The sequence below is a fragment of the Streptomyces sp. ICC1 genome (assembly GCF_003287935.1).
Taxonomy (GTDB): domain Bacteria; phylum Actinomycetota; class Actinomycetes; order Streptomycetales; family Streptomycetaceae; genus Streptomyces; species Streptomyces tritrimontium.
Window position 1 is genome coordinate 8484201 of record NZ_CP030287.1, and the last position, 20958, is coordinate 8505158.

17 protein-coding genes, 1 tRNA gene, 1 other RNA gene and 1 pseudogene are annotated in these 20958 nt (G+C 74.3%); 7 read left to right on the forward strand and 13 right to left on the reverse strand.

Annotation, left to right across the window (positions count from 1 at the left end; all coding sequences use genetic code 11):
- Positions 1 to 11 precede the first annotated feature (11 nt).
- Both DRB96_RS39770 and DRB96_RS39775 read right to left on the reverse strand, forming a co-directional pair.
- Positions 12 to 1508, reverse strand: a complete 1497-nt coding sequence (locus tag DRB96_RS39770; RefSeq protein WP_239517827.1) for an oligosaccharide flippase family protein — start codon at positions 1506 to 1508, stop codon at positions 12 to 14.
- Positions 1509 to 1993: 485 nt separating this feature from the next.
- On the reverse strand, positions 1994 to 2395 hold the full coding sequence (locus tag DRB96_RS39775) for a TOBE domain-containing protein (protein WP_112452753.1): 402 nt from the start codon (positions 2393 to 2395) through the stop codon (positions 1994 to 1996).
- A gap of 308 nt (positions 2396 to 2703) precedes the next feature.
- Here DRB96_RS39775 and DRB96_RS39780 point away from each other — a divergent pair, with 308 nt between their 5' ends.
- The gene (locus DRB96_RS39780) at positions 2704 to 3618 is read left to right on the forward strand and encodes a universal stress protein (RefSeq protein WP_239516909.1); all 915 of its coding nucleotides are present in this window, start codon (positions 2704 to 2706) and stop codon (positions 3616 to 3618) included.
- A gap of 45 nt (positions 3619 to 3663) precedes the next feature.
- Positions 3664 to 3978: a hypothetical protein gene (locus DRB96_RS39785; RefSeq protein WP_204357933.1), complete on the forward strand. Its 315-nt coding sequence runs from the start codon at positions 3664 to 3666 to the stop codon at positions 3976 to 3978.
- 37 nt (positions 3979 to 4015) lie between these two features.
- Here the strand turns inward: DRB96_RS39785 and DRB96_RS39790 are convergent, their stop codons facing one another.
- Both DRB96_RS39790 and DRB96_RS39795 read right to left on the reverse strand, forming a co-directional pair.
- Positions 4016 to 5788 (reverse strand): aspartate-alanine antiporter, encoded by a 1773-nt coding sequence (locus DRB96_RS39790; RefSeq protein ID WP_112454346.1) that lies wholly within the window; start codon positions 5786 to 5788, stop codon positions 4016 to 4018.
- A gap of 226 nt (positions 5789 to 6014) precedes the next feature.
- Positions 6015 to 6102 (reverse strand) — tRNA-Ser (locus DRB96_RS39795).
- A gap of 107 nt (positions 6103 to 6209) precedes the next feature.
- On the opposite strand from DRB96_RS39795, the gene ffs reads away from it, so the two are divergent.
- Positions 6210 to 6308, forward strand: an RNA gene (ffs, locus tag DRB96_RS39800) — signal recognition particle sRNA small type.
- A gap of 123 nt (positions 6309 to 6431) precedes the next feature.
- Here the strand turns inward: ffs and DRB96_RS39805 are convergent.
- The 3 genes from DRB96_RS39805 to DRB96_RS39815 are packed head-to-tail and all read right to left on the reverse strand — an operon-like array spanning position 6432 to position 9579.
- Positions 6432 to 7277: a sugar phosphate isomerase/epimerase family protein gene (locus DRB96_RS39805; protein WP_112452755.1), complete on the reverse strand. Its 846-nt coding sequence runs from the start codon at positions 7275 to 7277 to the stop codon at positions 6432 to 6434.
- A complete protein-coding gene (locus DRB96_RS39810; protein ID WP_112452756.1) occupies positions 7274 to 8431 on the reverse strand; it encodes a dihydrodipicolinate synthase family protein in 1158 nt (385 codons plus the stop codon). The genes DRB96_RS39805 and DRB96_RS39810 overlap by 4 nt, the downstream gene beginning before the upstream one ends.
- Positions 8428 to 9579 carry a Gfo/Idh/MocA family oxidoreductase gene (locus DRB96_RS39815; RefSeq protein WP_162688897.1) on the reverse strand — a complete coding sequence of 384 codons (1152 nt, stop codon included), beginning with the start codon at positions 9577 to 9579 and terminating at the stop codon, positions 8428 to 8430. Before DRB96_RS39815 ends, DRB96_RS39810 begins: the two co-directional genes overlap by 4 nt.
- Positions 9580 to 9792: 213 nt before the next feature.
- Here DRB96_RS39815 and DRB96_RS39820 point away from each other — a divergent pair, with 213 nt between their 5' ends.
- Positions 9793 to 10857 (forward strand): LacI family DNA-binding transcriptional regulator, encoded by a 1065-nt coding sequence (locus DRB96_RS39820; protein WP_112452757.1) that lies wholly within the window; start codon positions 9793 to 9795, stop codon positions 10855 to 10857.
- Here the strand turns inward: DRB96_RS39820 and DRB96_RS45545 are convergent.
- From DRB96_RS45545 to DRB96_RS39830, 3 genes and pseudogenes are all read right to left on the reverse strand, one after another.
- A pseudogene (locus tag DRB96_RS45545) lies at positions 10853 to 10990 on the reverse strand (DNA mismatch repair protein MutT); the annotation flags it as partial. The gene DRB96_RS39820 and the pseudogene DRB96_RS45545 sit on opposite strands and share 5 nt — an antisense overlap.
- A complete protein-coding gene (locus DRB96_RS39825) occupies positions 10933 to 12948 on the reverse strand; it encodes a TPM domain-containing protein (RefSeq protein ID WP_239517902.1) in 2016 nt (671 codons plus the stop codon). The gene DRB96_RS39825 and the pseudogene DRB96_RS45545, both read right to left, overlap by 58 nt.
- 178 nt (positions 12949 to 13126) lie before the next feature.
- Positions 13127 to 15304, reverse strand: coding sequence for a PQQ-binding-like beta-propeller repeat protein (locus tag DRB96_RS39830; RefSeq protein ID WP_162689142.1), 2178 nt, complete (start codon positions 15302 to 15304; stop codon positions 13127 to 13129).
- A 495-nt stretch (positions 15305 to 15799) separates the two neighbouring features.
- Between DRB96_RS39830 and DRB96_RS39835 the strand changes: the two genes are divergently transcribed.
- Together DRB96_RS39835 and DRB96_RS46435 are read left to right on the forward strand one after the other, a co-directional pair.
- The gene (locus DRB96_RS39835; protein ID WP_112452759.1) at positions 15800 to 16285 is read left to right on the forward strand and encodes a hypothetical protein; all 486 of its coding nucleotides are present in this window, start codon (positions 15800 to 15802) and stop codon (positions 16283 to 16285) included.
- A 112-nt stretch (positions 16286 to 16397) separates the two neighbouring features.
- Positions 16398 to 16565, forward strand: a complete 168-nt coding sequence (locus tag DRB96_RS46435) for an SDR family NAD(P)-dependent oxidoreductase (RefSeq protein WP_204357934.1) — start codon at positions 16398 to 16400, stop codon at positions 16563 to 16565.
- A gap of 129 nt (positions 16566 to 16694) precedes the next feature.
- Here DRB96_RS46435 and DRB96_RS39845 read toward each other — a convergent pair whose 3' ends face one another.
- From DRB96_RS39845 to DRB96_RS39855, 3 genes are all read right to left on the reverse strand, one after another.
- Positions 16695 to 17183 (reverse strand): peroxiredoxin, encoded by a 489-nt coding sequence (locus DRB96_RS39845; RefSeq protein WP_112452760.1) that lies wholly within the window; start codon positions 17181 to 17183, stop codon positions 16695 to 16697.
- Positions 17184 to 17226: 43 nt separating this feature from the next.
- The gene (locus DRB96_RS39850; RefSeq protein WP_112452761.1) at positions 17227 to 18792 is read right to left on the reverse strand and encodes an oleate hydratase; all 1566 of its coding nucleotides are present in this window, start codon (positions 18790 to 18792) and stop codon (positions 17227 to 17229) included.
- 148 nt (positions 18793 to 18940) lie between these two features.
- The gene (locus DRB96_RS39855) at positions 18941 to 19543 is read right to left on the reverse strand and encodes a hypothetical protein (protein ID WP_112452762.1); all 603 of its coding nucleotides are present in this window, start codon (positions 19541 to 19543) and stop codon (positions 18941 to 18943) included.
- Positions 19544 to 20017: 474 nt separating this feature from the next.
- On the opposite strand from DRB96_RS39855, the gene DRB96_RS39860 reads away from it, so the two are divergent.
- The gene (locus tag DRB96_RS39860; protein WP_239517903.1) at positions 20018 to 20944 is read left to right on the forward strand and encodes an SGNH/GDSL hydrolase family protein; all 927 of its coding nucleotides are present in this window, start codon (positions 20018 to 20020) and stop codon (positions 20942 to 20944) included.
- Positions 20945 to 20958: the final 14 nt, after the last annotated feature.

Sequence of the window (20958 nt, forward strand, 5' to 3'; positions counted from 1 at the left end):
GTGCCATGGAGCTATACCCCTACGGTCGCGGGCGCGGCAGCCGGTGGGGAACCGCGTAGGAAGCCGAGGCTGGGCAGGACGCACAGGGCGTAGCACAGCGTGCCCGCCGCCCCGGTGGCGAGCAGTGCGAGGACGCCGTCGCCGAGCAGCTCCTCGAGCAGGAGGACCACACCCGTCATCACGACACCGCCCAGGAACGGCCAGGCGCAGGCCCGCGCGACGGTGCCCAGGGAGATGCCGCCCCGGTGCAGCGCGACGAGGAACACCGGCACCACGACCACGCCGGCGACCAGGACGTGCCCCTGGGCCACGCCCACGATCCCCCCGGCCCCGGCGCCGATCACCAGGGTCGGGATCAGGACCACGAGCCACAGTCCCTGCACCCCGATGAGGGAGCGGCGGCGGCCGATGGCCACCAGGCAGTCGTAGGCCAGTTCGCAGCCGATCCGGACGAGGCCGAGCCCCATCAGCCAGGGCAGCGCCGCGGCGGCCGGCAGCCACCGCTCGCCGTAGACCAGACCGACGATCGGCGCGGAGAGGGCGGCGAGCAGGACGCAGAGCGGCACGGTGCCCGTCATCACCACGCCCAGGGCGCGGCCGAACCCGCCGGCCAGCGCTCCGGGCGTGTCCGCCAGCCGGGAGAACCCGGCGAAGGAGACGCGGCGGGCCGCCTCGGAGATGATCCGTACGGGCCAGCCGGAGATGTTGAAGGCCAGCACGTAGAAGCCGAGGGCGAGTTGGTCGAGTGCGGAGCCCACCACCATGGTGTCCACGTTGACCACGCCGAGGGCGAGCATGCTGGCCCCGGCCAGCGGGAGTCCGAAGCGCAGCAGCGCCCGGGCCTGCTCCCGGTCCCACCCGAACTTCAGGGTGCCGGGCGCGGCGAGGCAGCAGCCGGCGAGGGCGGCCACGTTGCCGGCGACCGAGCCCCAGGCGAAGCTCATCGCGCCCCAGCCCTGGACGGCCAGCAGCAGGGTCACGGCGGTGCTGAGGACGAAGTTGAGGGCGTCGATGGCCATCCGCCGGCCCTGCGCGAACTCCCGGGTCAGGAAGCCCGCGGGCACCTGTGAGAGCCCGTCCAGGACCACGCACACGCACATCACCCGCAGCACGCCGGACGCCTCGGGCGAGCCGAGCACCCGGGCCACCGCGGGGGCCGCGGCGAACAGGACGGCGTACAGCAGGCAGCTGGAGGCGGCGCTGAGGGTGAGGACGGTCGGGGCGAAGCGGCGGGGGTCGCCCTCCCAGCGCACGATGGCCAGCGAGACGCCGAGCTCGTTCGCGGAGAGCAGGACCAGCAGGACCGTCTGGGCGATCCCGTAGACGCCCCAGGCCTCGGGCCCGAGGAAGAAGCGCGCGAGGATGATGCCGGTGACGAAGTTGCCGAGACGCATGACCACGGTGTTGACCAGGCTCCACCGGGCGGCGGATCCGACCTTGCGGCCCAGGGCCGGCGCCTCGGGCGGGGCCTGGACGCCGGTTCCGGCGTCCGCCGAGGGGCCGGTCACGACGATCCGTTGGAACGGTACTTCGTCGACGGCAGGACCTTGAGGGCCATCGTCTCCGAGGGGTCCGTCGTGCGGGAGGAGGGGTCGGGCGCGGCGCCGCCGCCGGACCGGGGGGCGGCCGCCGCGGGCCACAGGGGAGGGTCGTGGACAGACCAACCGCCGCGAACGACGCGAGGGCCATGGGCCGCGCCGCGTCCTCGCACACCGCCGCCGGCTACTGGCTGCGCCACGTCGAGCGCGTGCACGCCCGCGGGGACCGCCTCCGGGTGACCCTGGCCGAACCGGACTTCGGGTTCCCACTGATGACCTCGCTGCCCGCGCTCGCCCCGTACCGCGGTACGGGCGACGGCGTCGGCCGGTACCGCATCGCCCGGGCGACGTCCCGCACGATCGTCCTCGACCCCCCGGCCGCACCGTCCCCAACCACGTCACCACCCCCGTCACCGACGGCAAGGTCGCCGTCTTCAACAGCTACGGCGGCCCGCTCAGAAGGCCAGGTCGATGTGGACGTCGGTGGACTTCACCCGGGCCGTCACGGTGACCCCGACCGCGATGCCGAGCTCCTCGACGGACTCGCGGGTCACGACGGAGACCACGCGGTGCGGCCCCGACTGGATCTCGACCTGCGCCGCGACCTCGTCGAGGAGGACGGCGGTGACGATCCCGGCGAAGGAATTGCGCACGGAGGTGGCGGGGGGCGCCTCGGGCACCGGATGCAGCCCGGCGGCCCGCTCCTTGGCGAAGGCGGCCAGGTCCGCTCCGTCCACGGTCCGCACCCCGTCGGCGCCGCGGCGCGCGGACAACCGCCCCCCGTCGGCCCAGCGGCGGACGGTCTCGGGACTGACGCGCAGCAGGCCGGCGGCCTGCCCGATGGAGTACGACGGCACGTGCGCAGCCTAGTGCCGTGACCGGAAAGGTCCACCGGGTCGCGGCGCCCGGCACGGCACCTCGCCGCGTTGTCGGACCACGCGAGTACGTCCAGTACGCGACGTGATCCTCCGCCTTGCGATGCACCGCACCGGACACCGCGACCCGGCAAACCTTTCCGGTCACGGCACTAGCGCCGCGGCGGGGGCGCCGGAGGGCCTGGGGGGATGCAGCGAAGCTGGCTAAAAGGGAGAAAAGGGGCGAGGGGCGTAGCGTCGTGTAGTAGCGACCAGGAAATGGCCGCGGCATGGAAAGAAGGGTGCCGCTGATGTCCGTACCGCCCGTTCCGCCTGTCCCGCCTGTCCCGCCTGTTCCGCCTGTTCCGCCTGTTCCGCCTGTTCCGGCCGTCCCGGCCGTCCCTCCCGCGCCTCCCCTCCCCTTCCTCGTCGGCTTCGACGGGTCCTTCCGCAGCCTCGCAGCCGCCCGCTGGGCGGCCCGTGAGGCCGCGTCGGCGGGGGCGCCGCTCCGGCTGCTCCACGTGGGCCAGGCCTGGCCGACCGTCCAGCCGATCTCCCCCGAGTTCCAGCCGGTGCTCGGCGAGAGCGAGCTCGCGATGGTGTCCGTACTGGCGTCGCTCGCCGCGGAACTGCGCGCCGCGCACCCCGGGCTGACCGTCGAGACGGCCACCGCCGAGGGCGGGCCGGGCAACGAGATCCCGCGCGCGGCCGCCCGGGCGAACGCCGGGCTGATCGTGCTCGGAGCGAGCGGCGACCACCACCACCTGGTCCCGCGGCTCGGCTCCACCGCCCTGCACGTGGCCGGACGCGCCGAAGTCCCCGTCGTCCTGATCCGGGAGCCCGCCGAGCGGGAGCGGCGCGGGCGCGGGGTCGTCGTCGGGGTGGACCCGGCGGGCGACCACGTCCCCGTCCTCGAGTTCGGGTACGCGTGGGCGGCCGCGCACGGGCTGCCGCTGCGCGCGGTGTACGCGGTGGGCAAGGGCTCGGCGGCTGCGGAGGGGCTCGAAGCCGCAGTGGCCGCGGTCTCCGCGCGCCATCCGCGGGTGGCGACCGAGTGCGTCAGCCTCCCGGGAGACGCCGAGCGCGTCCTGGTCGACGAGTCCGCGTCCGCCGGCCTCCTGGTCGTCGGCCGCCGCCGCCACCGACCCCTCCACGGCATGGGCCCCACGGACCACGCGGTGGCCCACCACGCCGGCGGCCCGGTGGCCCTGATCCCCCACGGCTGAGTCCCACGGCCGATCCCCCGGAGCCCCCGTGGCAGGCTGGCCCGCATGAACGAGCCGACCGCGCCGACCGCGCCGACCGCGCCGACCGCGCCGACCGACCCCCGCAACCCGGCGGGCATCAGGGTGGGGGACGTCTACGAGGACTGCTTCTTCCACCCCGTCCTCTGCACCGACATCGAGGAGAACGCCGGGCTCGTGCTCAGCGGGGTGTCGCTGATCGACGGCACGCACCCGCGCTCGTGCGACGCGCTGTACTGCGAGCCCGTCAGGATCCCGGTGGAGTCCGTGATGGAGATCAAGCGGGACCTCGGCGCCTACACGGCCCGCCGCCAGGCCGAGCGGGCCGGCGGCCCCGCCTGACCTGTCTGACCCGCCTGAGCCGCCGTGCGGGAGCGCGTCACTGCCGCAGCAGGACGATCACAGAACCCCACATCGTCAGCAGGATGTTGCCCAGCGCGTACGGGACCGTCGTGCCCAGCGCCGGGATCTGGCTGCGGGCGCGCTCCGTGAGGGCGCCGAGGGCGGCGGTCGTGGTCTGGGCGCCGGCGAGGGCGCCGAGCAGGATCGGCAGGGGCAGCCGCTGCACGAAGTGCCCGTACGCGAATCCGGCCAGCAGCGGCACGGTCGTCACGGCCGCGCCCCAGAACAGCAGCGGCCAGCCGGCCTCGCGCAGGCCGGGGACGAAGCTCGGGCCGGCGTTGAGGCCGACCACCGTCACGAACACGCACAGCCCGAGCGTGCCCATCAGCCACTGCGCTGCCGACGGCAGGTTCCCGTACGTCGGGTACTTGCTCCGGATCCAGCCGAAGACCAGGCCCATCAGCAGCGCCCCGGTGGAGGTCGACAGCGACAGCGGGGCGCCCGCCGCGTGCAGGGCGGGGATGCCCAGGCAGCCGCCGAGGAACAGGCCGAGCGCGATCCACACCATGTCCGTCGCGAAACTGGTCGGCACCGGCTTGCCCAGCCGCTCCGCGGCCGCCTGCACCCGGCTGCGGGGCCCGGTGAGCACGAGGGTGTCCCCGCGCTCCACGGTGCTGTCGAGCCGGACCCGCAGGTCGGCGCCGGCCCGCCAGTGCTCCTCGACGAAGACGCCCGGCATGAACTCCTCGTGGCGCAGGGTGCGGATGGTGCGCACGCCCGGCCCGCTCGGCCCGCCCGCTGCGGCCACTGTGCCCCGCCCGCCCCGCCCGCCCCGTCCTTCGCGGTTCCGCTCGGTGACGACGACGTGCAGGGATTCCGTGCGGTAGGCGAGGAGTTCGAAGTCGTCCGTCTCCATCCCGATGTGCGTGCGCGCGTCGTAGGAGACGAGGTCCCCGCGGACCGCGCTGACGGCCAGCACGTCGCCGAGCTCGATCCGGGTGCCGGGGGTGTGCTCCAGGATCTCCCCGGCGCGGCGCAGCCGGGTGATGTAGACGCGCCGGCCCGCCGCCTTCTGCTCGGCCTCGAAGTCGCCGATGGTGCGTCCGGCGAAGGCCGCCACGTCGACGGCGTAGGCGCGCAGCACGTGCTTGTAGTAGCCCTCCCCGGCGTCGGGGTCGTTCTCGGCGGCCTCCAGGTCGGCGGCCAGTACGGCGCTCTCGGCCGCGAGGTCCCTGTGTAGGAGGCGGGGCAGCACGCCGGCGAGGAGCAGCGCGGGCAGGACCGTACCGAGGGGGTACGTGACCGCGTAGGCGACGGCGATCAGGTGCGCCTGGTCCCGGGCCTCACCGGCGTCGATGCCGGGCAGGTGGGCGATGGCGTCGGCGCCGACGCCGATGACGGCGGACTGGGTGAGGCCGCCGCCGAGCAGCCCGGCGGAGAGGCCGGGCCCGTAGCCGGCGAGGGCGGCGAAGGCCCAGGCGGTGGCGAGGCCGGTGACGCAGACGATGAGGGCGAGGACGACCTGGGGGAGGCCGTCCTTGCGCAGGGCGCGGAAGAACTGCGGGCCGACGTCGTAGCCGAGGGCGAAGAGGAACATGAGGAAGAAGACGGACTTGATCGGCCCGTCGATCTCCACCTTGGCCTGGGAGCCGATGACCAGGCCGGCGACGAGGCAGCCGGTGACGGCGCCCAGGGCGATCGACTTGTAGCGGATGCGGCCGAGCAGGAAGCCGACGGCGATGGTCAGGAAGATCAGCAGCTCGGGGTAGGGCCGGAAGATCTCCGTCCTGAGCCAGTCCGTCCACGCCACCCGCACCCACCCGCTTCCCGCCCGCACCGCGCCGCTCCGGGCACCTCTGGGCACCTCCAGAGAACGGTATGTCCGGGTATGCCCCCACGCACGCCCAGTCCGGGCGGCCGGGCGGGTGGTCCCTGGCGTCGTGGTCGACGCGATCACGGATGGGGAGCCGACCGGGAACGCAAAGAGCCCCACCGCAAGCGGTGGGGCTCTTCAACGTATTGCCCGGTGAGAGCAATGGCGGAGGATACGAGATTCGAACTCGTGAGGGGTTGCCCCCAACACGCTTTCCAAGCGTGCGCCCTAGGCCACTAGGCGAATCCTCCGCGGCAAACAATACAAGACGTTGAGGGGTGCTCGCGAACGTGATCGACCGGCGGTGATCCCGGTGGGGTCCGGCTCGATTCCCGGGCGCTTCATCCGCTAGGGTGGGGCCAGCCCCTCACGTGGCGCTATCTCACCCAACTCCCCCAGGGCCGGAAGGCAGCAAGGGTAAGTGGGCTCTGGCGGGTGCGTGGGGGGCGCTTTGCGTTCTGGGACGGGTCTGTACCTTATACACATCTGACGCTGCCGTCGAGCTCCTCTGTGTATATCTCAGTCGTCTCCGTATCCTCAAACGACCCTTCTCAGCGCCCCGTGCCCCCGGGCGCCCGCGTCACCCGACGTGTTCGCGGTAGCGCTCGACCACCTCCCGCAGCACCTCTCCACCGTCCCGGGCCCACAGCCCCGGATGGAAGATCTCCACCTCCACCGGCCCCCGGTACCCGGCGGCGTCGGTCAGCTCCCGGAAGGCCCTGAGGTCGATCGAGCCATCGCCCAACTGCCCCCGGCCGAGCAGTACGCCCTCGGGGAGCGGGGTCACCCAGTCGGCGACCTGGACGGACACGATCCGCCCGCCCTCGCCGGCCCGACGCAGCTCGGCGGGGAGCCGCTCGTCCCACCACAGGTGGTAGGAATCGACCACCACCCCGACCCGTTCCGCGGGGAACCGCTCGGTGATGTCCAGGGCCTGCCCGAGCGTGGAGACCACGCAGCGGTCCGACGCGTACATCGGATGCAGCGGCTCGATCCCCAGCCGCACCCCGAACCCGGCGGCATACGGCGACAACTCGCCCAGGATGTCGACGATCCGCTCCCGGGCCCCCGCCAGATCCCGGTCGCCTTCGGGCAGTCCGCCCGAGACGAGGACCAGCACATCGGCCCCCAGCTCGGCGGCCTCCTCCACGGCCCGGCGGTTGTCCTCCAGGGCGGCGGCGCGCCCCGCGGGGTCGGCGGCGGTGAAGAAGCCGCCCCGGCACAGCGAGCTGACCCGCAGCCCCGCACCGGCGACCAGCTTCGCCGCCTCCCGCACCCCGAACCTCCGCACCGGATCGCGCCACAGCCCGACCGCGCCCACCCCGGCCGCCGTGCACCCGGCGACCAGCTCGGGCAGCGACCACTGGCGGATCGTCTCCTGGTTCAGGCTGAGCCGGGCCGGCGCCGGTGCCGGTGCCCCGTTCACGACGAAACCCCGTGCAGGGAGAGCAACTGACGCATCCGGGCCTCGGCGAGCTCCGGGTCCGGGAACAGGCCCAGGTCGTCGGCCATTTCGTACGCGGTCGCCAGATGGGGGAGCGAGCGGGCCGAGTGCAGCCCGCCCACCATCGCGAAGTGCTCCTGGTATCCCGCGAGCCAGGCCAGCAGGACCACCCCCGTCTTGTAGTAGCGGGTGGGCGGTGCGAACAGGTGCCGCGAGAGCGCCACCGTCGGATCCAGCAGCTCCCGGAACCCCGCCGGATCCCCCTCGTCGAGCGCGAGCGCCGCACGGGCCGCGATCGGGGCGATCGGATCGAAGATGCCCAGCAGGGCGTCGCTGGCCAGCTCCCCGTCCCCGGCGATCAGTTCCGGATAGTGGTAGTCGTCCCCCGTGTAGCAGCGCACCCCCGCCGGCAGCCGCCGCCGGATGTCCACCTCGCGTCCCGCGTCGAGCAGCGAGACCTTGATCCCGTCGACCTTCTCCGGACACTCAGAAATGATCTTCAGGAAGACCTCCGTCGCCTCGTTCAGGTCCTCGTGCCCCCAGTAGCCCTCCAGAGCCGGGTCGAACATCGGCCCCAGCCAGTGCAGGACGACCGGCCGGGCGCTCTGGCGCAGCAGCCCCCCGTACACCTCCAGATAGTCCTCGGGGCCGCGCGCCGCGGCGGCGAGGGCGCGCGAGGCCATCAGCACGGAGCCCGCACCGCACGCCTCGACATGCGCCAGCTGCTCCTCGTACGCCGCGGTGACGGCGGCCGTCGAATGCAGCGTGTCCGCGGACAGTTGGTCGGTGCCCGCCCCGCAGACGATCCGCCCGCCCACCGACCGGGCCTCGGCGGCCGACCGGCGGATCAGCTCCGCGGCGACCTGCCAGTCCAGGCCCATCCCGCGCTGCGCTGTGTCCATGGCCTCGGCCACGCCGAGCCCCTGCGCCCACAGCCGGTGCCGGAAGGCCAGTGTGGTCTCCCAGTCGATCACCGGCGCGGAGTCGGCCGAGGCGAAGAGGGGATCGGCGACCACGTGCGCGGCCGAATAGAAGGTGCGGCTGCCGGCCGGGGCGCAGTTCAGCGGGGCCAGCGGAACGCTGGTCGGCGTGTGCGGGCGGAAACCGCCGTCCATCGACGGGAGCCGGATGCTCACAGCGTCACCTCCGGCACCGCGAGCCGCCGGCCCTCGGCGGAGGAGCGCAGTCCGAGATCGGCCAGCTGCACCCCGCGGGCCCCGGCCAGCAGGTCCCACTGCCAGGGCTCGTCCAGGACGACGTGGCGCAGGAACAGCTCCCACTGGGCCTTGAAGCCGTTGTCCGCGGGGTTGTTGTCCGGGACCTCCTGCCACTGGTCGCGGAACCGCTCGGTCAGCGGCAGGTCCGGATTCCACACCGGCTTCGGCGTCGCCGCGCGGTGCTGGATCCGGCAGCCGCGCAGCCCGGCGACCGCCGAGCCGTGCGTCCCGTCGACCTGGAACTCCACCAGCTCGTCGCGGTTGACCCGGACCGCCCAGGAGGAGTTGATCTGCGCGACCGCACCGCCCTCCAGCTCGAAGGTTCCGTACGCCGCGTCGTCCGCGGTGGCCTCGTACGGCTTGCCCTCCTCGTCCCAGCGGCGGCCGATGTGGGTGCGCGTCAGTGCCTGCACCGTGCGGACCCGGCCGAACAGCTCGTGCAGCAGGTACTCCCAGTGCGGGAACATGTCGGCGACGATCCCGCCGCCGTCCTGCGTCCGGTAGTTCCACGACGGCCGCTGGGCGGGCTGCCAGTCGCCCTCGAAGACCCAGTAGCCGAACTCCCCGCGCACGGAGAGGATCTCGCCGAAGAACCCGCCGTCGATGAGCCGCTTGAGCTTCAGCAGGCCCGGCAGGAACAGCTTGTCCTGCACCACTCCGTGCTTGACCCCGGCCGCGTCGGCCAGCCGGGCGAGCTCGAGGGACGACGCGAAGGTCAGGGCGGTGGGCTTCTCGCAGTACACGTGCTTGCCGGCCGCTATGGCCTTGCGCACGGCCGCCTCGCGGGCGCTGGTGACCTGCGCGTCGAAGTAGACCTCGACCCCGGGATCGGCCAGGACCGCGTCAAGGTCCGTGCTGACGTGCTCCAGCCCATGCCGGTCGGCGATGGCCCGCAGGGCCGCCTCGCGGCGCCCGACCAGCACCGGCTCCGGCCACAGCACCGTGCCGTCGCCGAGGTCGAGTCCGCCCTGCTCGCGCAGTGCGAGCAGGGAGCGGACCAGGTGCTGGCGGTATCCCATCCGCCCGGTGACGCCGTTCATGGCGATCTTGATCGTCCTGCGCTCCACGGTGTCCCCCTCCTTCGTCTTGTGCGGTGTGGCTTGTGCGGTGTTGCAGGGAAAGCAGCATAGAAAGCGCTTTCACTTCCAACAGGCTAGGGCCGCGCAACGCGGCGGTGCAAGACTCTTACGGGTGATAGAAAGCGCTTTCTCAATCGGCGACTATGGAGATCCACACACCGGATGAGACGATGACCGGGGACGATCGGAAGGAGGGGTCTGATGGCAGTCACGCTCGCCGAAGTGGCGGTGCGGGCAGGGGTGTCGCCCGCGACGGTCTCGCGCGTGCTCAACGGCGGATATCCGGTGGCCGGCGCCACCCGGACCCGGGTGGAGCAGGCCGTCGAGGACCTCGGCTACATCGCCAACGGCCCCGCGCGGGCCCTGGCCGCGGCCACCTCCGACCTCATCGGCGTCCTTGTCCACGACGTCGCCGACAGCTTCTTCGGGATCCTCGCCGGCGCCCTGCAGGGCGCCCTGGCGCCCAGCGGCCAGGGCGATGCCCGCAGGCTCGCCGTCGTCTGCAACACCGAGGGGGATCCGGCCGCCGAGCTCGCCTACCTCGCCCTCCTGGAGGGCCAGCGGGCCGGCGGTGTCGTCCTGACCGGCGGAGCCGTCGAGGAGCCGGAGCACACCCGGGCACTCGCCGCCCGCCTCGCCCGGATCGCGGCCACCGGCGCCCCCGTGGTGCTGTGCGGCCGCCCCCCGCTGCCCATGCCCGCCGGACTCCCCGTCGCCACCGTCATGTTCGACGACCGCGCCGGAGCCTTCCGGCTCACCGAGCACCTGCTGGCGCTCGGCCACCGCCGGATCGCCTACGTCGCGGGCCCACCCGGGCTGAGCACCACACGCGAGCGCCTCGCCGGTCACCGGGACGCCCTGCACGACCACGACCCCGCACTGCCCGAGCGGTGCGCCGCCCTCACCGTGCACGCCGGGTTCGAGCGCTCCGCGGGGTATGACGCCACCCGCGAACTGCTGCGCCGCGGCGCCCCCTTCACCGCCGTCGCCGCGGCCAACGACACCGTCGCCACCGGGGTCGCCGCCGCCCTGCGCGAAGCCGGCCTGCGGATACCCGAGGACGTGTCCGTCGCCGGATTCGACGACCTGCCCGTCTGCGTCGACACCGCGCCGCCGCTCACCACCGTCCGGGTGCCGCTGCGCGAGGCGGGCGTGCTCGCCGCCCAGCTCGTCACCGGCCGCAGAGCACTGCCCCCGGGCGGCATCACCATGCTGCCCGCCGAGCTGATGGTGCGCGGATCCACCGCGCCGCCGCCCGCCCCGTGAACCACCAGTCGTCCGCCGGGTCCGAGGGCTCGAAGCCGTGCAGCAGCAGGATCCGGTCCGCGGGGTCCAGCAGGATCACCCGCGACACCTTGCGCGGACCGCCGCCGGCCCCGTCCCGCAGGCCAGCGGACACCGGCCCGCGCCCTCCTGCGCCCGCGCCCGAGAACCCGTACGACCGGCCCGTACGCGGCTCCGAGCAACACCAGGGCGACGCCGCCGGCCACCGCCGCCACCACCGCCACCGCCGTACGGGTCCTGGTAGCCCCGTACGTCCTGCTCTGCCAGCTGCTGCGCCTGGCGCGCGAGCGAGTCCGCCTGCTGGGCCTCGGCCAGCGCGCCCGCCGGATCCGACCCCGCCAGGGACGTGGACCGCTCCAGGTGGCGCTGCGCCTCCGCCAGCCGGGTGCGGGCCTGGCTGCCGACCGCGCCCCGGCTGGTGGTGATGTAGTCCGCGGCCGCGCCGATCGCGCTGCGGGCCGTGAGCAGGGCCTGGTCGAGCAGGGCCGCCGCCCGCTGTCGGCCCGACTCGCGCTCGCGCGCCCCGGCCAGCGCCTCGTCGAGGGCCGCGTCGGCCTCCTCCACGCGGCGCAGGGCGTCCAACGGGTCGTACCGGCCCGCGGCCTGCTCCTGGCGTACGCCGGCCAGTACGGCCTCCGCCCGGCCGATCCGGCCGCGCAGATCGGCGGTCGAGGTGCCCTCGGCGGTGCCGGTCAGCAGCCCGCGCGCGTCGGCGAGGTCCGTGTCCGTCTCGCCCAGGGCGCCCGGCAGCTTCCCGGCGGCCTCCGCCAGCTCCTGCGCGCGCCGCTCCACGGCGTCGACGAGGGTCGTGGCCTGGTCGACGGCGCCCTCGGCGGCGCGGACGTGCACGGCGGCCTTGCCGTTGTCGCCCGCGACGATCGCGGCGCGCGCCTCGCCCAGGCTGGTCGTCGCGAACAGCAGCCGGTCCTTGGCCTGTTCGGGGTTGGACGACACGGGGGCGGCCGCCGAGTCCGCGTACTGCCGGCCGAGCGCGACGAGGGTCGCCTCCGCCGTCGTGGTGCGGCCCGTCAGCGTGCGGAAGTGGACCTCCACGGTGGCGAGGGCCTCCGGGGCGTTCTTCTCCAGATCCCGCAGCCGGTCGAAGTCCGCGGTCTCGGCGTCCAGCCGGCGGCTCGCCTCGGTGCAGCGCGCCACGATCTCGTCCAGCATCCGGCGCCGGGTGGCGTCGTCCTCCGGGTAGGCGTCGTCGAGCTGCTGGCGCAGCCGGAACGCGGCGGTCAGCTCGCCCTTCCCGTACTCCACGGCCTCGGTGAAGGCCGATACGGCCTCCTCGCCGAACTGGGCCGTCGCGAAGCCGAGTTCCTCGGTGCTGGTGCGGATCGCGTCATCGGTCTCCACCAGCAGGGCCTTGGCCTTCGCGTCCAGCTCGGGGAGGGGGAGCGGGGCCGGCGGGGTGTCCTGCCCGGACCAGCCGGTGGTCTTCGGGCCACCGCCTCCACCGGCGTTCCGGCGCTTGCGGCGGGAGTACGCGTACGCCCCGAGGGCGCCGGCCGCGCCGACCGCGACCACCGGGAGGACGAAGTCCCCGGTGCCGCTCTCGCCGCTCGCGGCGGAGCCGCCCGGGTCGGCCACGCCGGGGGTGATCGCGGGCACCGGTACGGGCTTCCCGGCCAGGACCGCGCCGTAGCCGTTCGCGGCGCCGATCGCGGCTCCCGCCCAGTCGTTCTCGCGCAGGGCGGGCTCGATCGCGGTCCGCGCGACGGCCGCGAGCTGCTCCTCGGTGAAACCGGATGCGGCATCGGCCGAATAGGCGTACTGCCGGGCCCCGGTGCCGACGGCCAGCAGGACGTCGTTCTGGCCGAGGCCGTTCTTCTCGGCGGTGGCGTCGGCCCAGCTCTGCGCGGAGCGGCCGGAGAAATCGCGCACGTACGTGACGAACAGCTGGACCCTCTGGTCGGCGTACAGCTTGTCCAGCGCGGCCGTGACGGCGGCCTTGCGGTCGCCCAGGGCGCCCACGCGGTCGGTGATCTGGCCCTGCGCGGACAGGGTGACCGGGTCGTCGGCCCGGGCGGGCGGCGCGGCGGCCGCCGCCCAGCCGGAGAGCGCGAGCAGCGCGGCGGCGAGGGCGAGGCCGGTCCGGACGGGTATGCCGGCGGTGGGGCGTCTCTTCGTCCTGCTTCTCGGCGGAGTCACATTTGGGAGAGTATGGGCCGTTCCACACCCCCGCACCCGGAGCCGGCCACACCCCCGCACCCGGAGCCGGCCGAGCCCCGGCCGGCCCCCGCGGTGGTTACGGCAGCCCGTACGCCGCGAGCTCCGGCCGGGACAGGACGAGGTGGCCGCCGACGAGCACGGCGTCCCCCTCGGCGAGCGCCGGGTGCACCCACTGGCGCAACTGCCGGCCCGTCGCCGGGTCCAGGACGGCGACGAAGGGACCCGCCTCCCGGCCCAGCAGTCCGCGCCGGCCGCCGGACCGGGCCCGCACGTACAGGCCGCCCGGCCGCAGGCCCAGCAGTTCGAGCGTGCACTCGGCGGCGTCGTGCCGGACCACGGTCCGCTGCCAGCGCAGCGCCCCGGTCTCCGCGTCCAGCGCGAAGACCAGGTCACCGCCCTGCGCGCGGTGCGCGGCCGCGTACACCGTGCCGCGCTCGACGAGCGGCCCCCGCGCCCGGACCCCCAGGGCGAACTGCCACAGCTCCCGGCCGGTCCCGCCGTCCAGGGCGCGCAGGACCTCGCCGTCCAGCACGTGCACGGGCCGCTGGGCGTGCGTGCGCTCGAAGGCCTCCCGGCCCCGCAGCTGCGACCAGGTCCGGCGCCCGCTCATCAGGTCCAGCGCCTGGAACTGTCTCTCGTCGCCGAGGAGCAGGCAGTCGCCGACCGCCGCGGCGGAGCGGGTGGACGGGTCGGTCACCGCGCGCCGCCACAGGATCTCGCCCGTCGCCGAGTGCAGGGCGGTCAGATCGCCCGGCGCCCCGTGGAGCAGCACCGGACCGATGCTGCGCAGCGCCCCCGCCGACGGCAGGTCCCGCCACCACCGCACCCGCCCGTCGCGCGGCTCCCGCGCGAGCAGCCGCACCCCTTCCTCGCCGCCGCGCCCCACTTCGACGTACACCGTGGCGGCGTCCGCCGCGCTCCGCGCCCACACCTGCCCGGTTCCGGGCAGCGCCGGCGCGGCCGCGCCCGCGTCGGCGTGGGCCGTCCACCGGGTCGTGCCCGCCTCGGCCCGTACGCAGCCCACCTCGGTGCCCGCCCGCCACACCACGTGGGCTCCGGCCGCGTGCAGTTCGTCCGGGCGGGCGTCGCCGCGCCACGCCTGCTTCCCGGGGGCCGCGGTCGGGGTCCCGGAGCGCCGCCCCGCGTCCGGGCCGCCCAGGTCCGTCCTCTCGGCCGGTGCGCTCCCCGCGGCGGCGGCCTCCGCCGGCCAGGGGGCCCGGCCCGCCGCCACGCACTCCCGCGCGGTACGGGCCAGCGCGCGGGCCCGGTCGGCCGCTTCGGGCAGGTTGCGGGCCCGGCCCGCGCGCTCCCGCGCGGCCGCCGGGTCCAGCGGCGGCCGTGCACCCCGCTCGACGCTCTCGCGGGCGCGGGCCAGCGAGTCCAGGCCGTGGCCGGCCTTCTCGTCGGCGGCCTCCTCGGGGTGGCGGCGCAGCAGGCCTGCGGCCTGGTTGCGCAGCCGCTCCGCCCGGACGAGCCGCCCCTGCTCGGCGTGGTGCGCGGCCTCCTCGCGCAGCCAGGCCGCCCGCTCCTCCAGGAACAGCGGCAGCTCCTGTTCGGCCTGCTCCAACGCCCGGGCCCCGCCCGCCGGGTCCCCGGCTTCGGCCAGATCGCGCGCCACCTGGCACAGCGCCAGCAGCCGGCCCCCGGCGGAGCCGATCCGCTCGCTCAGGCGCAGGGCCGCCGACAGGTCGCGCGGGGCGACGGCCAGCACCATGTCGTAGGTGGCGGCCCCGCGCAGCCCGGCGTCCGCGATCGACGCCAGCCGGAGCTCGGCCTCCCCGGGGTCGGCCGCGTTGACGGCGGTGCCGATGCGGGCGCGGAGCCGGTTGTCGGCCGGGCTGCCCTCGAAGTGGTACTCGGCGATCAGGGCGGCCTGCTCGGGGGCGACCCGGGCCAGCTCCTCCGCCACCGCGCGCAGCGGGCCCCGCCGCTCCGCGCCGGACACCGTGAACAGTGCCTGCTGGGCATCGGTCAGCAGCCGCCGGGCCCGCGCCGGGGCGTGCGCCGCGGTGGCCTTGGCCAGAGCCGTCAGCAGCCGGGCCACCCGCGCCCCGTCGCCATCGCCGCCGGTCCACGCCGCGCTCTCGGCGTCGGCCAGCAGCCGGGCCGCGAGCTCCGCGTCGAAGCGGGCCGCGGCGTCGGCGCCGACCGCCAGCACCTCGATCCGCGTCACGCTGTCCGCCGGCAGCGCGCGCAGCGCGTCCTCGGCCTCCAGCAGCAGCTCCCGTACGAACTCCCGCACCCCGACGGGCACCACCGTGCTCTCGCGCCGCCCCGAGACCTACACCGAGTGGACCTGCGGCACCGTCAGAGGTGTACAAGCGCCGGCCCCGACCCCGTGCCCCGCGACCCCGTGTCCCGCGACCCCGTGCCCGGTGTCCCCGTGCCGGGCAGTGCCCCGTGCCCGGTGTCCCCGCGACCCCGCCGCTCGAGCGGGGAGAACGCGACAATCGCCCGACCGGAGCCCGGCTGCCCCGGTGCGCACCTCTTCAGCCAGATTTGTCACCCACGGCCGTGCCCGCGCCGCTCCGGGACCGTGCCGGGCCGCGGGTCCGGCACGGCCGCGGCACCCGCCGGCACGGTGATCAGGCCAGCGGGAGGCCCGGGCCGGGACCGGTGTCGGGTGAATCGAATTTGCCACCGTCACATCCGCCCCCTCGACGGACGACCGACCGGACTTGTTGAGTCATGTCGTGGTTCAGCGCGATTCGCGCACCGAGCCCTCTGTCATCCCGTTTGAGGAGACTTCATGCGCATGATCCGACCCGCCCTCGCCCTCGGCGCCACCGCCCTCGCGCTGGCGACGGCCGCCGCCGGACCGGCCTCGGCCGCCGGACCGTCACCCGCCCCGGCGCCCAAGGCCCCCACCTTCTGCACGTACGTGGTCGACACCGGCGAGGGCGGCTGCTTCGCGACGAAGGCCCAGGCCGCCGAACTGGGCGCGCGGGCCGACTACAAGGACCTCGGGCGGATCTGGAGCGACGCCAACTCCGGCGGCAGCGAGTTCACGTTCCGGGGGAGCGTCGGCTGCAACTGGCGCTACCCCGAGTTCAACGACCTCGGCAAGTGGGGCTGGAACGACACGGTGAGCTCGGCCCAGGGCATCACGTGCCCGATCACCCTCTGGGAGCACAAGGACTTCCGCGGCGCCCACCAGACGTACTACGGCTACAACGCGTACGTCGGTGACGGCATGAACGACAAGGCCACCTCGGTCAGTTTCGACGTCCGCTGACCGGCACGGCCGAGACCGGGAGATACCGGTCTCGGCCGTGATCGGCTCCCGCCGTCCGCGTACGGTGTCCCGGCAGCGCGACGTACGCCGCCACGACGAGGGGAGACGGGCCATGAACGCGGTCGACTACCGGGGCCAGACCACACTGATCACGGGCGCCGGCTCCGGGCTCGGCGAGGAGTTCGCGCGCCGGCCGGCCGCCCGGGGATCCGGCCCCGTCCTCGTCGCCCGCCGCGCGGACCGGCTCGAGGCGCTGGCCGGCGAGCTCCCGGCCGCGTAAGGCATCAACGTCGCCAGCATGGGCGCCTACCAGCCCCTTCCCCACATGGCTGTCTGCGGCGCGAGCAAGGCCTTCGTGCTCAGCTTCACCGAAGCCCTCTGGATGGCCGTCGGCGGCCGCCTCCTGAGCTCAGCCGGCGGCGGTCACGCCGGCCAGCTGCTCCGCGATCACCTCGGCGGACGGGAACCTCATCCCGAGCGTGCCGACGTGCTTCCAGTGCAGGGTGCCGTCCGGCGCGACGACGAAGACGGCCCGCCGCAGGCCGATCACGGGGGCGGCGATGCCCAGGGCGCGCGCCACCTCCCGGTCGGTGTCGGCGAGCAGCGGCATCCGCAGTCCGCGGGACCGGGCGAAGGCCTCGTGGCTGTCGACGCCCTGCGGGCTGATGCCCCACACCTGGGCACCGCACGCGGCGAGCGCCTCCAGGCCGTCGGAGTAGGAGCACAACTGCGCGGTGCACACGGGGGTGTTGTCGCCGGGGTAGAAGGCGAGAACGACCGGGTTGCCGCGCTGTTCGCCGAGCGAGTACTCCCCTCGTACGAAAACGTCCTCGGTGAGTTGGCCGCCGGGCAGCGAGAAATCGCCCACGACATCGCCCACGTCCGGGATTCGGGTCACGATGGCCGCACCTCTCTGTCGTCGAGGGGCGTACGCTACCCGCTCAGCGGCGGTGCATCGTGTGCAGGGCTTCGAGGAGCACCTTGGGGTCGTGGCCGCCCTTGTAGACGGGGGGCGGCTGCCGGTCCAGGCGGAGCAGCCCGGCGACGGCGGTCCAGGCGGTGCGCACCGAGTACTCGACGGTGAACACCACGTCGTCGGGGACCTCGGCGTACTGGCCGATGAAGGCCAGGTTGGTGGACCCCTCGGGGACGACCCGGGGCCGGTCGCCCGCCTTGCGGACGAGGAACTGGCTGGTGATGTACGGCATCAGCGCCGGCCGGACGATCGAGGACTCCAGGATCTGCTCGCTCTGCTCGAGGCGCAGGTGTCCGAGGACCTCGCTCAGGATCTCCCGGCCCGTGCACGCGGCCATCGTCTTGCCCACGTGGTCGCCGGTCTTGTCGGGGAACAGGGCGTAGCCCCACCAGACGTACGTGTCCTCGGGCTGCTCGTGGAAGTGCGGCTGGTGATTGAGGACGATGGTCAGCAGCCAGCCGGAGTCCTTGAAGGTGATCAGCCCGCCCTTGCCGGCCTCGCTGCCGGAGAACTCCTCCATGGCCTTGAAGAAGGTCGGGTCCTTCGTGGTGACGGTGAAGGAGCCCCAGGTGGAGTCCGCGACGGAGGAATCGAAGACCGAAGGGTCGCCCAGGTGGGGGCGCTTGGCCGCCAGGGTCTGCCACAGCCGCCACGAGGCGTCCGGCGCGGAGGTGTCCAGCACGGCCGGGGAATCGGTGGAACCGAGGGTCGAGTTCGCGGTCATCGAGCCGTTGGTGACGAACACCAGGTCCTTGGGGCCGACGGGGATCCGCTCGGCCGCGCCGTCGCGCGTACAGGAGAGGGAGGTGACGGTGACGGCGTCGCCGTCGGCCAGCTCCACGTCGGTCACGGTGGTGTTCATCGCGAACGAGACGCCGTTGGCGCGCAGCCAGGACTGGAGCGGGCGCACGATCGAGTCGTACTGGTTGAAGCGGGTGCGGTAGATCCCCGACATGGTGTCGAAGGTCTTGAAGAGGTGCACGAACCGGTTGAGGTAGCGCCGGAACTCGATCGCCGAGTGCCAGGGCTCGAACGCGAAGGTGGTGCACCACATGAACCAGAAGTTGGTGGTGAAGAACTCCGGGGTGAAGCAGTCGGAGATGCGCTTGCCGTCGAGGCGCGACTCGGGGGTGGCCACGCACGCGACCAGGTCGAGCCGGTCGCGCTCGGAGAACCCCATCGATCGGGTGTCGACGCGGTGGCCGTCGGAGTCGACGAGGCGGGCCTTGTCGTTCCAGGCGAAGTCCTCGTGGAAGGCGAAGGTGTCGTCGGTGACCGAGGTGCCCGGCGCGTCCAGGGAGGGGATGGAGCTCAGCAGGTCGTAGGTGCACTCGAAGTGCAGCTCGAACATGCGGCCGCCGCGCATGGTGTAGCCGGTCTCGGGGTCTCCCGCCGCGTCCAGGCTCCCGCCCGTGCGGTCCTGGGCCTCCAGGATCGTGATGTCGGAGCCCTCGAACCGGCCCTCCCTGATCAGCAGCGCCGCCGCCGACAGGGAAGCGATGCCCGCACCCACCAGATAGGCCTTGGCCACGACGCTTCTCCGCTCACCGGGGCCGCACCGGCCCCGGTCGGCCGAGCGGTCACCCGGCCAGCCCACCATCCGGGGCGGACCGTCGCGACCCGGGTGCGCCATTGGGGCGGCGGAGCCCACCGCTCCACCACCGGCTCCGGTCACAGCACTAGTACGGACCGCCGCGGAAGTACAGGGACCCGGACGGGCGGGGGCGGTCGCCGCGTTCGTGCGCGGCGTCGGACCGGTCGGCGGGGGAGGTGTGCGGGGCCAGTGCGCGCAGCGTGTCCAGGCCGGCCAGGACCTCCGCGCGGTGGGCGGAGGCCTTCATCCAGCCGGGCAGCCGGGGGAACATCGCCCGCGTCGGGCTCAACGCGCCGCGTTCGCGCAGTCGGGCGCCGACGTAGGCGGCCAGCTCGTCGACGTGCTCCTCGTTGTAGGCCCACAGGACGCGGCCCGCGCAGCGGGTCTGGAGCCACAGGGGCCGGCGGAAGAACGGGTCCTCGGTGCCGCCGGGGGTCACGCCCCGCAGTGCGCGTCCCTCCACCCCGGCCTCCCACTCGGCGAGGGCACCGCACTGCGCGCAGGTCATCCGGCGGGGCCGGAACAACAGGTCGGTGTAGTAGGCGACCGGGGGGAGGTCGGGCCGGGGCACGACCAGGGCGCGGCCGCCGCACCGCGGGCAGACCACGAGCACGCGCGCGGTGAAGCGGTCGAGGGACATCCCCGGATCGTGGTGCCGGGACGGCTCGCCGTGCGGTGCGGAATCCATGCCCGCAACGATGCCAGACCCCGCGGCGGCCATCGTGCCGGGGAGCCGGGCGACGGTTGCCTCGAAGCGGATCCCGCGTTTTAATAAATGAACGAGCATTTATTAACTGGAGGGAGGGCGCGGACATGGGGCGTCCCCGAGGGGTCGAGGATGCGGTGATCCTGGATGGAGCCGCCCGGGTCATGGGGCGGCTCCATCCAGGATCACCGCATCCTGGAGCTCGCACGGCTGCGTTTGGTGGGCGCGCGCTGGGGCGACTCCCGGGGCATCGCCCGCCGGCGGGGCGGGATGTGGGGGCTTGGGTCCGTGCTGGCCCACGCGACCATGGGCAGTTGTTTGGTGCCGTCAGGTAAGACCCCTATTTCAACTCGGGGCGTGGTGTTGAGCTCTGCTGAGCTGGCATCCCTCCCGTGGATCTGGGCGAGCGTGCTTGCGGCGGCCGTGGCCGCCGCGGTGGGGCTGGTCGTGGCGGAGATGCAGCTCGCGAAGCGGACGGTCGGCACCGGACTGGCGGATCCGCCGCGCGCGGACGGACTGTACGGGAGCGAGTTCGGCGGGCCGGAGATGAGCCCGGGGCCGCTGCGGTTCGGGATCCTCGGCGATTCCACGGCCGCCGGCCTGGGCGTGCGGCGGGCGCGGCAGACCCCGGGCGCGCTGCTGGCCTCGGGGCTGGCCTCGGTGGCCGAGCGGCCGGTGGAACTGCGCAACGTGGCGCTGTCCGGTGCCATGTCGGACGACCTGGACCGGCAGGTGGGGCTGCTGCTGGACGGTGACGGGCCGGCCCCCGACGTGTGCGTGATCATCATCGGCGCCAATGACGTGACCCGGCGGATGCCGCCGACCCAGTCGGTGCGGCTGCTGACCTCGGCCGTACGCCGGCTGCGGCTCGCGGGCTCCGAGGTCGTGGTCGGCACCTGTCCCGACCTCGGCACCATCGAGCCGGTCTACCAGCCGCTGCGCTGGCTGGCCCGGCGCGTTTCGCGCCAGCTGGCCGCCGCCCAGACGATCGGGGTGCTCGCGCTGGGCGCCCGTACCGTCTCGATGGGCGACCTGATGGGGGCCGAGTTCGCGGCGAACCCGCGCGAGATGTTCGGCCCGGACTCCTACCACCCCTCGGCGGAGGGGTACGCGACCGCCGCCATGGCCGTCCTGCCGACCCTGTGCGCGGCCCTGGGCGTCTGGCCCGAATCGGACCGGCTGGACGTCTCGCGGGACGAGGACATGCTCCCGGTGGCCAAGGCCGCCTCGGCGGCGGCGGGGCAGGCGGGCACCGAGGTCACGGGGGCGCGCGGGCCGTGGGCCCTGCTCAAGCACCGGCGCAGGCGGCAGGTGCCGGGCGAGGACCTCACCGCCCTCCCGGGCCCCGAGCGGCTCGCGGCGGGGTCCGGCGGGGAGGCGTAGGGAAGGTGTCCCGC

Bases quoted from the DNA above. Each gene is read 5' to 3' on its own strand.
- DRB96_RS39780 (WP_239516909.1), top strand. From the start codon at position 2,704: ATGTCCGTACCGCCCGTTCCGCCTGTCCCGCCTGTCCCGCCTGTTCCG.
- DRB96_RS39785 (WP_204357933.1), top strand. From the start codon at position 3,664: ATGAACGAGCCGACCGCGCCGACCGCGCCGACCGCGCCGACCGCGCCG.
- DRB96_RS39820 (WP_112452757.1), top strand. From the start codon at position 9,793: ATGGCAGTCACGCTCGCCGAAGTGGCGGTGCGGGCAGGGGTGTCGCCC.
- DRB96_RS39835 (WP_112452759.1), top strand. From the start codon at position 15,800: ATGCGCATGATCCGACCCGCCCTCGCCCTCGGCGCCACCGCCCTCGCG.
- DRB96_RS46435 (WP_204357934.1), top strand. From the start codon at position 16,398: ATGAACGCGGTCGACTACCGGGGCCAGACCACACTGATCACGGGCGCC.
- DRB96_RS39855 (WP_112452762.1), bottom strand. From the start codon at position 19,543: ATGGATTCCGCACCGCACGGCGAGCCGTCCCGGCACCACGATCCGGGG.
- DRB96_RS39860 (WP_239517903.1), top strand. From the start codon at position 20,018: ATGCAGCTCGCGAAGCGGACGGTCGGCACCGGACTGGCGGATCCGCCG.